The sequence below is a fragment of the Candidatus Rokuibacteriota bacterium genome (genome assembly GCA_016188005.1).
In the GTDB taxonomy this organism is placed as follows: domain Bacteria; phylum Methylomirabilota; class Methylomirabilia; order Rokubacteriales; family CSP1-6; genus UBA12499.
Window position 1 is genome coordinate 15,408 of record JACPIQ010000016.1, and the last position, 14,554, is coordinate 29,961.

Below are 14,554 nucleotides of genomic sequence, written 5' to 3' on the forward strand. Positions count from 1 at the left end.
CGTGTTCCGCGGGGAGGCCCCCCGCCCCTGCCGGCGCTGCGTGTCAATGAACTCCAGCAGACCGCGAAGACGCTCCCGGGCCTTCTTCAGCGGCCACCCAGCGCGCGCACGCGGAGCACGGTGAGTGCCGTCACCACCATGAGCGCGGCAGAGATGGCGAACACGGCGCGCGGCGCCCCGCGGTCGAGGAGAAGGCCGAAGGCGAGCGGCGTCACCGTGGAGCCGAGGTCGAGCCCGGAGTAGACGAAGCCGAAGACCTTCCCGGCCGCGCGGATCGGGGTGGCCGCGCGCACGATCAGGTCGCGCGAGGGCTGGGTCAGGCCCATGCAGAACCCCGTGGCGCCCATCAGGAGCGGCAGCCATCCGCCGGGCGCCACGGCGGCGGCCAGCACCAGCGCGAGCAGCGCAGCCAGCCCCATGCCCGCCACCGCCACGACCTCGTGCCTGCGGACGCGGTCGGCGAGGGCGCCGCCCGCGACGATGCCCGCCGCATTGCCGAGGAGATACCCCGTCAAGGCGCTGGCGGCGAACGGCACCGCCACTCCGTAGACCACCACCATGGCCGGCACGCCGAAGGTCTTCAGCCCCACGATCGACATGGACAGGAAGGCGAAGTACGCGAAGGCCATGAGGATGGGCGCGGTCGCCAGGATCCGCAAGCCGGCGGCTGACCCTGCAGCTCCGGCCGCATCGGCGGCGGCCTCCTCGCGGTGATCGGGCAGGGTGCCTGTGGGTGAGGCCAGCAGCGCGGCGGCGACCACGCCGGCCAGGCCCACGGTGAGCAAGGCGCCGCGCCACCCCAGCTGGCTCGCAAGCGGGATGATCACCGCCGGGGCCAGGATCCAGCCGATATTGCCGCACAGGCTGTGGACGCTGTACGCGCGCCCCAGCCGCGCCCGGCTCACGCCTGCGTTGAGCAGCGCGTAGTGGGCGGGGTGGAAGGCGCAGTTGCCCAGCCCGCCGAGCACCGCCACGGGGAGGAGCATCCAGTAGGCCGTGGCCGTGGAGGCCAGCGCCATCGCCGACGACACGCAGGCCAGGCCGGTCAGCATCACGACACGCGCGCCGACCCGGTCGACCACGAAGCCCGCCGCCGTCTGGCCGACGGCCGAGACGCTGTAGAACACGCTCATGATGAGCCCCAGGGCCACATAGGGCACCCCGAGCTCGTCGCGGAACACGGGGAACAGCGGCGGCAGCACGAGCTGGTAGAAGTGGCTGAGGGCATGGGGAACGCTCACGAGCCCGATCGTCCGGGCATCCCGCCGCAGGCTGGCTGCCGCACTCACCCGCGAGGTCAGCGTCAGCATGTCAGCGCTCCTGAGTGCGGGATCACGGGCTCGGCGTGAGGGAACCACGCCGCCACAGTCTACACGCAATCGTCTCGAGCATCGTGAGGTGATCCTCGACGGGCCCGTCGAGGCCTTGCGGGAGAACCGGAACGTGCGAGAGCGCTGCCCGGGCGCGACGGGGCGCTACTTCTTCTCCGATCCGCCGGCGGCCTGGAGCGTGACGCGGTCGCCCACGATGACGAAGACCACCTGCCCGTTGGAGGCGCGGTAGGTCCACTGCTCGACGGGGCCGAGCTTGGTGATGTCGCTCGGCTTGCCCAGGGTCTTCTCGAGCTCGGCCCGGGTCGAGACCTCTCGCGCCTTGCGCACGAGATCCTCCTTCGAGGGATCCCCGCAGCCGGCCAGCACCAGGACGACCGCCGCGGCCACGATACCGCGCGCCGCCGTGCTCCGGTAACTCATCGCGGCTTCCCTCCTCGCAGCGCTCAGGGCGTGAAGGCCTCGAGCACGTCGGTGCGCCCCGGACCGGGGCGCGTGGCCCCGGCCGGGAGGTAGACCTGCCCGCCCACCACGGCGGCGCCCATCCCGTGCCGCGGGGTGGGCATCGGCGCCCGGGCCGTCCAGCGGTCGGCGGCGGGATCGTACGCCTCGACGGCTTCGACGATGCGGAAGGACAGTTCCCCGCCGAAGACCAGCACCCTGCCGGCGGCCGCGGCCGCGGCGAGCCCGCCGCGCGGCAACGGCAGCGGCTGGCCCGTGCGCCACGAGTCGGTGGAGGGATCGTAGATCTCGAGGCTCCCGTACTGCTCGCCGAGGAATGACGCGCGCCCACCGATCACATAGACCTTGCCGCCCAGGGCGGTCGCAGCCAGGTGGTCGCGGGCGGTAGGCATGGGGTTGGCGCGACTCCACCGGTCCGTCGCCGGGTCGTACACCTCGTGGGCGCTCACGGGGCGTTCGGCTGCGCCCCCGAGGGCGTGGATCCTGCCGCCGAGGGCCACGGCAACCAGCCCGCCGCGGGCGGTGGGCATCGAGGCGCGCTCCCGCCACGCATTGGTGGCCGGATCGTATTCGAAGAGCGCGTCGGAGGCCGTCCAGGAGACGCGGCCGCTGTAGCCGCCCATCACGTAGATCTTCCCGCCGACGCTCGCGGCCGCCGGGTGGTGGAGCGGCGCGGGGAGCGGCGCCCGGCCCTCCCAGCGCTTCGCGACGGGATCGTAGGCCTCGACGACGTCGCTGGCCTCGAACGCCTCGCCGAACCCGCCGATCACGTACACCTTGCCGCCGGCCTCGGCCACCGCCACCTCCTGGCGCGCCGTGGGCATCGGCGCCAGCGTGGTCCAGCCGCCGGGAGAGGAGTCCTCTGGGGCCGGGGACGACGTCGTGATGCCGCAGCCTCCCAGCACGGCGAGCAGCAGGCCCCAGCGGAGTATGCGATCGAGCAAACCCTTCATGGTCGATCCCCAACGATTCTACTCCACGTCCACCGCTGTCAGCGACGCCTGTCAGCGCCCTGACGAGGGCGGCGCGGCGGCGATGGAGGGCGTCCCGACTTTCCGGCCACTTGTCGGTGTCCGCCACCTGGCAAGCCGATCGCAATGTGGGAATGCCAGGACGCGCCATGAGCTCCCCCAAGGAGGACACCGCGATGTCAGCGCTCTCGATACCGGCAGTTCCTGCGCACTCGCCCCGCCGGCGCGGTGCGGCCCGCGTGATGGTCCTGCTCTTCCTCGTGCTCGCGCTGCCCATGGCCGCGCTCGCCGGCCCGCCCGTCATCACCGACCTCGGCACGCTTCCCGGAGGGATCATGAGCCTGGCCGGAAGCATGAACGCCCAGGGGCAGGTCGTGGGAGCCGGCGACACCACCCCGGGCGCCGACCTCCGCGCCTTCCTCTGGGATCCGGCGGCCGGCATGCAGAGCCTGGGAACCCTCGGGGGCGACAGCCACGCGCACGGGATCAACGGCGCGGGCCAGGTGGTCGGGAGCGCGAAGAACGCGCTGCGCCGCAACCGGGCGTTCATCTGGGACGCGGCATCGGGCATGGCAGACCTCGGCACACTACCCGACGGCTCCATCAGCGCCGCGCACGGGATCAACTCCCTCGCCCAGGTGGCTGGCGAGTCCAACCTCGGGGGGGGCGCCACCTTCCACGGCTTCCTGTGGAGCGCGGGCGGCGGCATGCAGGATCTCGGCACGCTGCCCGGCGGCAGCTACAGCGTGGCCTACGCGGTCAACGACGCGGGGCAGGTCGTCGGCGAGGCCGATGCGCCGGATGCCGCGACGGGCGACCTCATCACGCGCGCATTCCTCTGGGATCCGGTGAGCGGCATGCGGGATCTGGGCACGTTGCCCGGCGGGCGCTCCTCCGTGGCGCGGTGGATCAACGCCGACGGCCAGGTCGTCGGCTGGAGCGAGACGGCCGCCGGCGGCCTGCGCGCCTTCCTCTGGGACGCGGTCTCGGGCATGCAGGACCTCGGCACGTTGCCCGGCGGCACCGAGAGCCGCGCTTACGGCGTGAACGAGGCAAGCCAGGTGGTGGGCGAAGCCGTGCTGTCCGACGGTCTCACGACCGTGGCCTTCTTGTGGGACCGGACGGGTGGCATGCAGGCTCTGGGAACGCTGCCTGGCGGCCGCCGGAGCGCAGCGTACGCGATCAACGACGCCGGACAGGTCCTGGGCCAGGCCGATACCCCGGTCGGGACCGATCGCGCCGTGCGCTGGCAGCTCAACCGGCCGCCGTCCGCGAGCAGCCAGGCCGTGACCACGCTGCAGGAGACGCCGGTTCAGATCGGGCTCACCGCCACCGATCCCGACGGTGATGCATTGACCTTCACGGTGCTCGCAGCGCCAGCCCACGGCAGCCTCGCCGGCACGCCGCCGACCGTCACCTACACGCCGGCGCCCGGATACTCGGGCAGCGACGGCTTCACCTTCGGCGTGAGCGACGGGCTCTCGACAAGCGACGTCGCCACGGTCAGCATCACGGTGAGCCCTGGCGCCCCGGCGCCGTCCCCACCGGGGCGCATGCATGGGGAGGGATACGTCGAGTCCGACGGCATGCGCCATCACTTCGAGTTCAGCGTTCGGACGGGCGCCGCGGGGGAGCCGTCAGGGCGGCTGCGCTACCGCGCCCATCCGCGCCGCCACGGCGGGACGCACGGGGTCGAGCCGGCATCCGTGGGCGCGCGGGGCAACCGCTTCGTGGTGACGGCCGTCGCCGCCGCGACATTCTCCAACGACCCCGCTTTCAGGCCGGGGCGCCGGCCGGAGCCCGCGGCGGACACGGTCGTGTTCAGCGGGATCGGCAGCTGGAACGGCGTGCCCGGTCACACGTTCGAGGCGAGGGCCACGGATGCAGGCGAGCCGGGACGCGCGCGGGATACCTTCGCGCTCACCATCACCGCCCCCGACGGCTCCGTCGTCGCCAGCCTCGGCGGCACATTGGCGGGTGGGAACATCCAGTCGAAGCGACCGAAGCGGTAGGGCGGCCTGCTACGGCGTCGAGATGGCCTGGGCGGCCTCGGCCTGGGCCTGCGCCGCCTTGGCCTTCCACATGGCGTTGGCGTGGTCGATCTTGGCCCTGGCGTCGCTGTGATGCGCCTTCGACTGCGCGACGAGCTTCTTCGCCTCATCCACGAGGGCCCGGGCCTCCGGCGAGAGCTTCATGGCCTCGGCCCGCTTGATCGCGTCCTCCGCGCCCTTGACCTGCACCGGGCAGTTCCAGGCCTCGGCCGGGCCGAGGCTTCCCGCCATCACGACGGCAACGATGCCGGCAGCTGTCGCCACACGCTTCATGCACTCCTCCTCGGCGGGGCGCCGCGGCCGGCGCGGCGTCGCGGCCTGTCGAGCCGGGAACCGGTCCAGGTCGAGCGCAGTGCTTCCCGGTCCTTCGCGTCCAGCACCGGAGACACGACATCCCCCCTGATTCGCCCGCTGGACTTCAGGGCTCCCAACCAGCGTTCCGGCGGGCGCCCGGCCGAGGGAGGCACCACTTCGGCGACCGCCTCTCCGAACCGAGTGATGAGGACCGGCTTCCGCGTCCCGCGAACGCGATCGAGGACGGCGAGACAGGTCGTCTTGAACTTCGAGATCGAGATTTCCTCCACGCGCAGGCCCCCCTGGGGTCTGTCAGAGCCTGGGCACCACGAAGTCTCGGATCTTCACCATCTCGTCACGCAGGTCTACAACATCAGCCCCGGTCGGCTTCCACATGTCGTAGCGGGCTGACCGGGAGTCATCCTTGAGTTGCCTGTACGAGTCGTGAACGTCTGTGCTGCTCTTCAAGACTGAGAGTCGCTCGAACGCCTTGTCCATGTCACCGTATCCCGAGATGTTCGTGTACCCGTACCTCGCCATCAACGCCCGCAGGTAGTGCAAGGCCGAGTAGAAGGCGGCGGTAGCAGCCCAGTCCAAGTACGGGGACTGGGCCAGGTCAAAGGTCGCGAGATACGCCTCGTTGTGCTGTGCCTGTTGAAGGTGCTGCTCCTTCGTGGGCATCCCAGGCGGAAGCCAGCACTATTCTTCCGGGCGGTACATCACCACCCGGCCTTGCAGGTCATCCGGGACCAGCGCTCCAGCCCCGCTTTGGTCGAGCGCGACGACGTTGAAGTCGAAAGTCATGTCCGGGTACTGCGCCATCAGGGCTCGCTCTCTCGCGTAGATCGCCTTGCGGACAACCTTGTCGCGGTGCCTGATGAATGTCCACACCAAGTTGGAATGGGGCTCCTTCGCGTGGGTCACGGCGACAACATCCGGAACCCCGAGGACGCTCCGTGCAAAGTCAACCAGTGCGGACTCCGCGTCGTTTGGCTGCGCGTGCGTGGCCGCTGGATGCGCGACAACGCCGCAGAAGTCGGAGGCCCCGATGGGCCGATAAGTCGACGGTAGGGCCTGGAGGATGTCCTCCTCGCCTGAAGACGTGGCGGTTACTCGCCGGGCGAACACGAAGCCGATGCTGTCAATGGCTCGGTGTTCGCAAGTGGCGTCGGTGCTCATTTCTCGCCTCGCTTCTGGAGGAACAAGGCCCCTCTCATGATGTCCCTGTCGTTGTAGCGCAAGACGAGCGCGTACTCCCCGTCGGCCGGGAACTCAACCGCGGAGAGCGTGTAAGTCCCTTGCATCGAGTGGACGGCCTCACGTCCTGACTCGATTGGCTCTAGCTCCATCAGGCCGGTTCCATCCGGCTTGAGAAGTCTGAGTCCGACACGCCCTGGACCCGGAATCTGACACTTCCAGTAGATCGACAGCATCGGATGGACTGCTGGGAACTGAGCCGCCCAGATCCGGTCAAAGATCCCGTACAGCGTGATTTTCCCGCTCGGATCGCGGGCAACAGCGTCACATGTCAGGAGGGCCTGTCCGACGGGCTCATTCGCCATGCCCATTCACCGTACCAGAATTGGGGGTTCCCCCCAACACATGTCCCTGCGTTTCGCGGAACCACCTGTCGGCTGTCCGTGGGAGCATAGCTCTCTCAACCGGGCTTCGCAACGGGGCCACCGCCTGATCGCACGGGCGCGCCACCTGCCCGCGCTCACTCTCTGGTGGAGCTTGTCCTCTAGGCTGTCCCCACGGGAGTGTCTCGAACCGGATACACCCGGCGCCCGTCTCCTGCCGCGACGCGCCTCCCTCCTCCTTTCGCAGGAACAGCCGAGAGGCCGCCCCGAGCGCCGCCCCGCCCCCACCCACCGCGGCGCCGTCCAGCTTCGCCCCGTGCTCCACGGCCTGGAGATAGCCGAACACTTCCGGACGGGTGACGTACTGCCGGCCCCCAAATGACGACCGGTAGGCCGGTGTCGGTTTTCAGAAGGTAGGGACCCTTTCGGCGTGAATTGTTCAGAAGTATGGGACCCCGAGATCTGAAGATTTTCAAAAGCATTCCCCCCCTTGCGTGACCTTCGGGCTATGACCCTCTCGGCCCCCGCTGGGCCTGGACTATCGCGAGGTCACGATGCTCGAGGTCAAAGAGGTCCTGCGGCTCTGGCTGACCGGCGTCCGCAAGAAGCGGATCGCCGCGTCAAAACGGTCCGGCGGTACCTGCGCGCCGCGCAGGAGCATGGGCTGACGATCGCCGCCAGTCCCGACCAGCTGGACGACGGCCTGCTCGCCGCCGTTGTCAGCACGGTCCAGCCGGGTACGGGGCGCCCCCATGGCGACGGCTGGGCCGCGTGCGCGGCCCAACGCGACGTCATCGAGCGGTACTTGCGCGCCGACGTGCGGCTGTCCAAGATCCGCACGCTGCTCCGGCGCCAGGGCGTGATGATCAGTTACCCGACGCTCCGGCGCTTCGCCATGGAGGAACTCGGCTGGGGCCGCGCCGCGCCGACAATCCCCCTGGCGGACTGCGGCCCCGGTGAAGAGGTCCAGCTCGACACCGGCTGGATGACGCACATCGCGCCCGACGCGCTGGGCCGGCGCCGGCGCTTCCGGGCGTGGATCTTCACCGCGGTCCTGTCCCGCTACCGGTTCGTCTATCCCGTATGGCGCGAGACCACCGAAACAGCGATCGAGGCCTGCGAGGCCGCCTGGGCGTTCTTCCACGGCGTCTACCGCGTCCTGATCCCCGACAACACGAAGACGATCGTCCAGCGCGCGGATCCCCTCGAGCCTCGGCTCACCCCCGCCTTTCTGGAGTACGCCCAAGCGCGCGGCTTCGTCATCGACCCCACACGCGTGCGTCGGCCGCGGGACAAGGCCCGCGTGGAGCGCGCGGTGCCGACCGTCCGCGACGACTGCTTCGCCGGGGAAGTGTTGCTCGATCTCGCCCAGGCGCGCGCGCATGCCGTGCAGTGGTGCCGCGAGGACTATGGCCTGCGGCGCCACAGTCGCACGCTGCGCCCCCCGCGCGAGCACTTCGAGGCCGTCGAGCAGCCCGCGCTGCGCCCGGCCCCCACCACGGTCTACGACATCCCGCTCTGGTGCGAGCCCAAGGTCGGTCGGGATCAGCATGCCCAGGTGGCCCGCGGGCTGTACTCGCTGCCGACCCCGTATGTCGGCCATACCCTGCGGGCCCGCGCCGACGCCACCACCGTCCGCTTCTACGTCGGCGCGGTCTGCGTCAAGGTCCACCCCCGCGTCGCGCCGGGCCAGCGCGCCTTCGATCGCGCCGATTTCCCCGTCGACAAGACGATCTACGCCCTGCGTGACGTCGAGAGCCTGGCCCGCCGGGCCGAGGGCCACGGCCCCGCTGTCGGCCAGTTCGCCCGCGCCCTGCTGGCCGGGGACTTGCCCTGGACCCGGATGCGCCAGGCCTACGCCCTCCTCGGCTTGGTGCGGCGCTATGGCGACGCGCGTGTCAACGCCACGTGTGAGACCGCGCTCGCCGCCGAGATGCTCAGCGTCCACCGCCTCGCCCGGCTCCTCGCACTCGCGACGCCGCCCACCCCGCCGCCCCCGGCGCGCGTGCTGCCGCTCGCGCGGTATCTGCGCCCCGCCACCCACTACGCCCTGTCGCCCCCTGCCGCGGAGCGGCGGGAAGAAGGAGATCCCGCATGACCCCCGATCCGATCTCGACCGACCTGAAGACCGTGCTGCGTCGCCTCCGGCTCTCGCGCGTCCTCGACACGCTCCCTGAGCGCCTCATCCTCGCGCGCCAGCAGCCGCTGCCCCACCAGGACTTCCTCCTCCTCATCCTCACCGACGAGGTCACGCGCCGGGACGGCCTGGCCGCCACGCTACGGGCGCAACGGGCCGGCCTCGACCCCGGCGCCCAGCTCGAGCACTGGGACGCCACGGCCCACGTCACCTTCGATCGCGCCCTCCTCGCCGAGCTCGTCACCCTCCGCTTCCTGGAGGCGCATCACCACGTCGCCCTCGTCGGGCCCGTCGGCGTCGGCAAGAGCTTTCTCGCCCACGCCCTGGGCCACATCGCCTGTCGCCGCGGCCACTCCGTCCTCGCCCTCCGCACGGACGCCATGCTCAAGACTCTCAAGCACGCCCGTCTCACCCAGAGTCACGAGGCCGAACTCCGCAAGCTCCTCGCCGTCGACCTCCTGATCCTCGATGACTTTGCCCTCGATGCCATGGAGGCCCAGGAGAGCCGTGACGCCTATGAGGTCTTCCTCGAACGGGACCGCGCCGGCTCGCTCATCGTCGCCAGCAACCGCGGGCCCGATGAATGGCTCGCCACCTTCGCCGACCCCGTCCGCGCACAGAGCGCCCTCGATCGCTTCACCAGCCGCGCCTTCGACCTCGTCATCGAGGGCGAGTCCTACCGCACCCGGCTCAAGCCCAGCCTGCCGGCCCCTGCGCGGAAGGGCCCGGCCGCCCACGGATGATCTCGGCCCCCCACCGTGACCCCACAAAAACCGTCCCCCAGGGGGATACGCAGATATGGCCCGACCTCTCCATCGCGCTCTGAGAGGCTCGTAGGCCCTGCCGCGCCTCACCGCCTCCCGCTCACCAGCGGAGAAAGGAGTTGCATCACCCCGCGCTCCCGCTCTACAACCATCCTACGGTCGGCACCCCCGGCCGGGGTCCACCCTAACTCGTCACGTGAGGGGACGGCTCCCGGGGGTCCCATGTTTCTGAACAGGCCGGGTCCCATACTCCTGAAAATCGACAACAGCCCCCGGTCACCCGCAGGGCCGGAACGAAGTGGAGGACCCCGGAGGGCGAAGCCCGGAGGGGTTGACGGGGGCGGAAGGGGCGGTACGCTGAGACATGCTGGGGACGGGCGGAACGGTTGTCTCGACGCGGGCTCGCTGGCCCGTCGGCGCGCGCGTGGTGACAGCGGCTCCGCGGCGTTGACCGCGGCCGAGCCGTGCGCGGGAGCGAGCGCGCTGGAAGCTACCGGAGAGCGTGCACGGCGACGGCCGCGGCGGAGACCGTCAGCATCACCTCACGCGCACCTTGCCTCGCGCGTGACCGCGGCCGAGGCGTGCTGCTCCACCCTGCACGCCGAAGGCCGCGCCTGAAACCGAAAGATCAACCGCGCGCGCAGCTCGCCACGCGCGAGACCGGGGCCGAGGCGTGCGGCGGAACATGCACGACGAAGGCCCCGACGCATCAAGAGACTGCCCGGGATCTACGGACATGGGTCCACCTGATGCACGGGCTCGTGGGTCTCCGGTGTGACGGTCGCCTCCGCTTGGGGGCCGCCATCGAGGATCCCCTCTTCTCGTAAGGGACAGGGACGAGAAGGAGCGCGCCGGGCTTGGCGTTGCTCCGAGCGGCGCCACTGCTCTTGAGTTCTGGAGCGCCTCACGGAATGTGATCTGGAAAGCGCCCTGACCTTCTGCTTCGCCGGGCACGAACAACACGGTCACCGGCCCCCACGGGACCCGAATCTCCAGTGGGCGGCCTTCCTGGGCGAAGCGGGTCAGGGGCATGGAAAGCAGGTGGTGTGGTTCAGACATCGACCAGGGCGTCTGCCACATCAAGCGCCCGGTCCAATCCCCGCACACCCTCTGCGATCGCTTCCTCAGCGATGATCAACGGAGGCGCGACAACGAGGTGGTTGATCCACCCCATTACGTAGACACCCTGCCGCATCGCCTCAGCAACGACCGCGTTAACGACTATGGGTCTACCGGAAGCCTTGTCTGCCCGCGTGTTGAATGGCTGCCGCTGCGACCGGTCCTTGGTCAGTTCAATCGCCCAAAACAGTCCGATCCCTCGGACGTCACCGATGGACGGATGCGCCCGCTCAAGCGTGCGGAGCTGCTCGCCGAGGTAAAGCCCAAGCTGTCGCGCCCGGCCAATCAGGTTCTGAGTCTGATACTCGCGGATCGCGGCGATCGCCGCGGCGAGCGCAACCGGGTGGCCCTCGTATGTGTGCCCGTGAGGGAGCGCGTGGTCATCGAAGTACGCCGCGACGTCGCGCGACACGGCCGTTACGCCGAGAGGTACGTACGCGCCCGTCACCCCCTTGGCGGTGGTAAGGATGTCGGGAACCACGCCCCAGTGGTTGACCGCGAACCACTCGCCCGTGCGCCCCCAGCCCGTCATCACCTCGTCCGCGATCAGGAGAACCCCGCGGCGGGTGCAGATCTCTCGCAGCCTCGCGAGGTACCCCTCGGGTGGAACCAGCACACCGTTGGTCCCAACGACCGGCTCCACCACGACCGCCGCGATATCCCCCTCGTGCTCGATCATGTACTCCACGTACTTCGCGCACGCGAGATCGCACGCCGGGTAGTGCCAGCCGAACGGACACCGGTAACAGTACGCATCCGGGGCGAACCGCACCCCCGCCGCGATGCCTGAAGGATCCGCGCCCCACCGGCGATGGTCTCCCGTCGCGGCAATCGAGCCTGCCGTTGATCCGTGATAGGAGTGGTAGCGGGAGATGATCTTCGAGCGCCCCGTAACCGCGCGCGCAATCTTGAACGCAGCCTCATTCGCCTCCGTCCCGGACGTGGAGAAGAAGAACCGGTCCAGCCTGCCGGGCATCACTGCCGCGACGCGCCGCCCGGCCTCGGCACGAACCTCCATGGCAAACGCGGGGCTGAGGTACGCGCCCCGGCGCGCCTGCTCGGCGATCGCCTCGGCAATGGCGGCATTCCCGTGGCCGAGGTTGCTGCACACGAGCTGTGACGAGAAGTCGAGGTACCGCCGACCCGCCGCGTCGACGAAGTGGCACCCCTCGGCCTGTACCACGTGTAGTGGTGTCCAGTCCCGCTGCTTGCTCCAGGTGGCGAACGTGTAGGCCGCCGTGGCGGCCCCGGTGTCCGCGGACGGTGTACACATCGAGGACGTCCCCTCGCGATCGTTCATGGCGAGCGGAACGCGCGCCACTCGCTCACCAGCGCGTCGGCCCGGGTCACCGTCGCGAAGTACCGCGCAAGCGTTTCGAGCGCCGACGCGTGAAGATGGCGAATACTCGCGGCTACGCAATCCTCCGGGATGAGCACGAAGTAGTCCCGCATGAATGCCGCGCGCGCGGTTGAGTCCACGCAGACGTTGGTCGACATCCCGCTGAGAACGACCGTCTGGATTCCCAGCGCGCGGAGCCGACAGTCCAGATCCGTGTTGAGAAAGCCGTCGAACCGTGTCTTCTCGAGGACTATGTCCTCGGCGCGGGCATCCAGCTCAGGGGCCAGCGCCGCACCCCAGCTTCCCTTCCAGACGACCGGCACGCGGTCCCGACCCTGTTCACCTCGCTTTTCCAGGATCGGCGGGGACGACGCGTCGTCGCTGTTCACATGCCGAACGTAGATGATCTTCACGCCCTCCTGACGCGCGTCGGCGACCAACCGGACTGCCCGCCGGAGCATCTCGCGCAGCGGGGCCAGGTCAACACCAAGCCGGGCCAGCCCACCCGCCGGGCTCACGAAATCGTTCTGGAGGTCGATCACGAGCAATGCGCTGTGTCGAGGATCGTACTTCACGTGTCTCACGGTGGGCTTCACGGACACTTCAGCCGCCTCACGCTTCAACGGCCCACTCCATGGTGTCGTCGCCGGTAAACAGGCTCTTCGTCCGCACGACGCGGATCGCCGGATTGAAACCCCTGCCGATCCCCACCTCCATCAGGCCGAAGAGCTCATCGAACTCCCGAAGGCGTGCCGGTGCCAGCTTCATCTCGAGGAAAGTCTCCAAGAATGGGTAGCGGGTGGCGCGGAACATCCAACGTTTCTGCCTCTGTTCGATCAAGCGAACATAGGGCAGGCGCAACCAGAATGCGTGGGCCAAGTCGGACAGGGAGTTTCCGCTGGCGCGTCGCGCCAAGAGCGCGCCTTCATCCCTGAAGTTGTCGCCCCGGACAACCGCCGCGATCTCCGCCACCGAACACCCCCGTAATGCCTCCCAGCGTTCAGCCGCCAACACGAAGTCGAGGAAGTGTCGGGCTCTCAGCCGCTTGAAGAGGGGGAAGCAGTCGTCGCATTGAGGATGGGGCAACTTCGGGCTCACCGGCGGGATCGGCCCGGGCCCCCGCTGGTCGGCCTGGCCGGCGGTGATGGCCACATCGCCACTCTCGACATGGACCCACCGGCAGGTGCGGTCGCCGTGCATCAGGTTGGTTGGCTGGACGACCCTCACCTGCGAGTTGAAGCCGGTGACCGTCTGCTGGTCCGCGATGCATGTCAACTCGCTCAACCGTCTGAGGCGATCGCCGGATACGCCGATATCGATGAGGCCGTCATAGAACGCGCAGCCGGTCGCTTCCACCACCATGAGGCCCGGACGGCGCTCCACCCTCCGGACGTTCGGGAACCGCGCCCAGTAGAGCCGATGAAACGTGTCGAGGTCTTGGTCGGGAGCCGCGGCCGCCATCAGTAAGCCCCGCGTGTGCGCCGATTCGAGACGAATGCGACGGGCCACGTCCCAAGGATCGGCCTCCTGCCGGTCGAGCGCGTGCAGAAGATCCACGAAGTCGGCGAAATAGCGAGCAGCCAGCCACGCGTACGTGGCCAGGGCCGGACAGGCCGGACACTCAGGGAAACGCAACGCCGCGGGGCTCACCAGCGTCACGTTGCCACGCTCGATGGTTCCAGGCTTAGAGCGCCTGTCAGCACGTGGTACGCAGCGGGACGGATGTCCTCCATGACGGGGAATTCCTGCCGGAGTCTCCGGACACGCGCCAGGTCGACCCGAGCAACAGCGATCCCTGGGTCCTCGCCGGCGTTGGCAATCACAGCGCCCCAGGGGTCAACAACCACGGAGTTGCCGAGATAGCGGCGGCCGTTGACGGTTCCCGCGAAGTTTGCAGCGGCCAGGTACACTTGGTTCTCGACGGCGCGTGCCCGGGTGAGAATCTGCCAGTGCTCGAGACGCGGGTATGGCCAAGCAGAGGGGACAGCGAGGACTTCTGCGCCGGCCGCGGTCAGAGCCCGGCATGCCTCGGGGAAGCGGAGGTCGTAGCAAATCGCCAGTCCGATGCGACCCAGCGGGGTATCGACCACCGTCAGGCTCCGTCCCTCCTGAAACACCCCCCGCTCGCGGGAGCCGTAGCTGTTGAATAAGTGGACCTTCCGGTACTTGCCGAGAAGGGTTCCGGTCGGCCCAATCAACACCGTGGTATTGAAGAGCGCCGCGCCGTCGCGCTCGACGAGGCTGCCACAGCACAGGACGATGCTACGCGCTGCGGCGGCCTCCGCGAGGCGATCGACGGTCGGACCAGGAATCGGCTCGGCGATTTCCGGGTAGCGCGCGTAGGCGCCGGCGGCCGTGAACACCTCGGGAAGCACGACGAGCGCCGGAGCTGGCGGTGCCTCGGCGAGCCAGGCAAGGGCGAGATCCAGGTTCCCCTCCTTCTCGCCGGGAGTCGGCTGGAACTGCACCACGGCCACCGTGAAAACCTTCGTCACGCTCCACCTCC

The 14,554-nt window shown here is 69.4% G+C and carries 15 protein-coding genes; 3 read left to right on the forward strand and 12 right to left on the reverse strand.

All coding sequences use genetic code 11. The features are described 5' to 3' along the window. Positions 1–86 precede the first annotated feature (86 nt). From HYV93_04590 to HYV93_04600, 3 genes are all read right to left on the reverse strand, one after another. Positions 87–1,310: an MFS transporter gene (locus HYV93_04590; GenBank protein ID MBI2525240.1), complete on the reverse strand. Its 1,224-nt coding sequence runs from the start codon at positions 1,308–1,310 to the stop codon at positions 87–89. Positions 1,311–1,475: 165 nt separating this feature from the next. Continuing rightward, entirely contained in the window at positions 1,476–1,754 is a 279-nt protein-coding gene (locus HYV93_04595; GenBank protein ID MBI2525241.1) for a hypothetical protein, read from the reverse strand. 23 nt (positions 1,755–1,777) lie between these two features. Further along, the gene (locus tag HYV93_04600) at positions 1,778–2,746 is read right to left on the reverse strand and encodes a galactose oxidase (GenBank protein MBI2525242.1); all 969 of its coding nucleotides are present in this window, start codon (positions 2,744–2,746) and stop codon (positions 1,778–1,780) included. A gap of 167 nt (positions 2,747–2,913) precedes the next feature. Here HYV93_04600 and HYV93_04605 point away from each other — a divergent pair, with 167 nt between their 5' ends. Further along, the gene (locus HYV93_04605; protein ID MBI2525243.1) at positions 2,914–4,776 is read left to right on the forward strand and encodes a DUF3466 family protein; all 1,863 of its coding nucleotides are present in this window, start codon (positions 2,914–2,916) and stop codon (positions 4,774–4,776) included. Positions 4,777–4,785: 9 nt separating this feature from the next. Here the strand turns inward: HYV93_04605 and HYV93_04610 are convergent, their stop codons facing one another. The 5 genes from HYV93_04610 to HYV93_04630 are packed head-to-tail and all read right to left on the reverse strand — an operon-like array spanning position 4,786 to position 6,671. Next, the gene (locus HYV93_04610; GenBank protein ID MBI2525244.1) at positions 4,786–5,088 is read right to left on the reverse strand and encodes a hypothetical protein; all 303 of its coding nucleotides are present in this window, start codon (positions 5,086–5,088) and stop codon (positions 4,786–4,788) included. Beyond that, the gene (locus HYV93_04615; GenBank protein MBI2525245.1) at positions 5,085–5,399 is read right to left on the reverse strand and encodes a type II toxin-antitoxin system Phd/YefM family antitoxin; all 315 of its coding nucleotides are present in this window, start codon (positions 5,397–5,399) and stop codon (positions 5,085–5,087) included. Before HYV93_04615 ends, HYV93_04610 begins: the two co-directional genes overlap by 4 nt. A gap of 22 nt (positions 5,400–5,421) precedes the next feature. Further along, the gene (locus tag HYV93_04620; GenBank protein MBI2525246.1) at positions 5,422–5,790 is read right to left on the reverse strand and encodes a HEPN domain-containing protein; all 369 of its coding nucleotides are present in this window, start codon (positions 5,788–5,790) and stop codon (positions 5,422–5,424) included. An 18-nt stretch (positions 5,791–5,808) separates the two neighbouring features. Beyond that, on the reverse strand, positions 5,809–6,288 hold the full coding sequence (locus tag HYV93_04625; protein MBI2525247.1) for a hypothetical protein: 480 nt from the start codon (positions 6,286–6,288) through the stop codon (positions 5,809–5,811). Further along, complete coding sequence (locus tag HYV93_04630) at positions 6,285–6,671, reverse strand: hypothetical protein (protein MBI2525248.1); 387 nt, start codon at positions 6,669–6,671, stop codon at positions 6,285–6,287. Before HYV93_04630 ends, HYV93_04625 begins: the two co-directional genes overlap by 4 nt. Before the next feature lie 823 nt (positions 6,672–7,494). Here HYV93_04630 and HYV93_04635 point away from each other — a divergent pair. After that, complete coding sequence (locus HYV93_04635; GenBank protein MBI2525249.1) at positions 7,495–8,787, forward strand: transposase; 1,293 nt, start codon at positions 7,495–7,497, stop codon at positions 8,785–8,787. Beyond that, a complete protein-coding gene (locus HYV93_04640; GenBank protein ID MBI2525250.1) occupies positions 8,784–9,569 on the forward strand; it encodes an ATP-binding protein in 786 nt (261 codons plus the stop codon). The genes HYV93_04635 and HYV93_04640 overlap by 4 nt, the downstream gene beginning before the upstream one ends. A gap of 1,072 nt (positions 9,570–10,641) precedes the next feature. Here HYV93_04640 and HYV93_04645 read toward each other — a convergent pair. Genes HYV93_04645 through HYV93_04660 form a run of 4 tightly spaced genes read right to left on the reverse strand, consistent with a single transcriptional unit; the run spans position 10,642 to position 14,543 of the window. Continuing rightward, positions 10,642–11,982 (reverse strand): aminotransferase class III-fold pyridoxal phosphate-dependent enzyme, encoded by a 1,341-nt coding sequence (locus tag HYV93_04645; protein MBI2525251.1) that lies wholly within the window; start codon positions 11,980–11,982, stop codon positions 10,642–10,644. 23 nt (positions 11,983–12,005) lie between these two features. Then, on the reverse strand, positions 12,006–12,644 hold the full coding sequence (locus HYV93_04650) for a cysteine hydrolase (protein ID MBI2525252.1): 639 nt from the start codon (positions 12,642–12,644) through the stop codon (positions 12,006–12,008). 16 nt (positions 12,645–12,660) lie between these two features. Beyond that, positions 12,661–13,707 (reverse strand): hypothetical protein, encoded by a 1,047-nt coding sequence (locus HYV93_04655; protein MBI2525253.1) that lies wholly within the window; start codon positions 13,705–13,707, stop codon positions 12,661–12,663. Beyond that, the gene (locus HYV93_04660) at positions 13,704–14,543 is read right to left on the reverse strand and encodes a carbon-nitrogen family hydrolase (GenBank protein MBI2525254.1); all 840 of its coding nucleotides are present in this window, start codon (positions 14,541–14,543) and stop codon (positions 13,704–13,706) included. Before HYV93_04660 ends, HYV93_04655 begins: the two co-directional genes overlap by 4 nt. Between the last annotated feature and the right edge of the window lie 11 nt (positions 14,544–14,554).

What these genes read in the sequence shown, in the direction of transcription:
- HYV93_04600 (MBI2525242.1), bottom strand. Translation starts at nt 2,746, where the DNA reads ATGAAGGGTTTGCTCGATCGCATACTCCGCTGGGGCCTGCTGCTCGCC.
- HYV93_04620 (MBI2525246.1), bottom strand. Translation starts at nt 5,790, where the DNA reads ATGCCCACGAAGGAGCAGCACCTTCAACAGGCACAGCACAACGAGGCG.
- HYV93_04640 (MBI2525250.1), top strand. Translation starts at nt 8,784, where the DNA reads ATGACCCCCGATCCGATCTCGACCGACCTGAAGACCGTGCTGCGTCGC.
- HYV93_04625 (MBI2525247.1), bottom strand. Translation starts at nt 6,288, where the DNA reads ATGAGCACCGACGCCACTTGCGAACACCGAGCCATTGACAGCATCGGC.
- HYV93_04590 (MBI2525240.1), bottom strand. Translation starts at nt 1,310, where the DNA reads ATGCTGACGCTGACCTCGCGGGTGAGTGCGGCAGCCAGCCTGCGGCGG.
- HYV93_04645 (MBI2525251.1), bottom strand. Translation starts at nt 11,982, where the DNA reads ATGTGTACACCGTCCGCGGACACCGGGGCCGCCACGGCGGCCTACACG.
- HYV93_04610 (MBI2525244.1), bottom strand. Translation starts at nt 5,088, where the DNA reads ATGAAGCGTGTGGCGACAGCTGCCGGCATCGTTGCCGTCGTGATGGCG.
- HYV93_04595 (MBI2525241.1), bottom strand. Translation starts at nt 1,754, where the DNA reads ATGAGTTACCGGAGCACGGCGGCGCGCGGTATCGTGGCCGCGGCGGTC.
- HYV93_04630 (MBI2525248.1), bottom strand. Translation starts at nt 6,671, where the DNA reads ATGGCGAATGAGCCCGTCGGACAGGCCCTCCTGACATGTGACGCTGTT.
- HYV93_04605 (MBI2525243.1), top strand. Translation starts at nt 2,914, where the DNA reads ATGAGCTCCCCCAAGGAGGACACCGCGATGTCAGCGCTCTCGATACCG.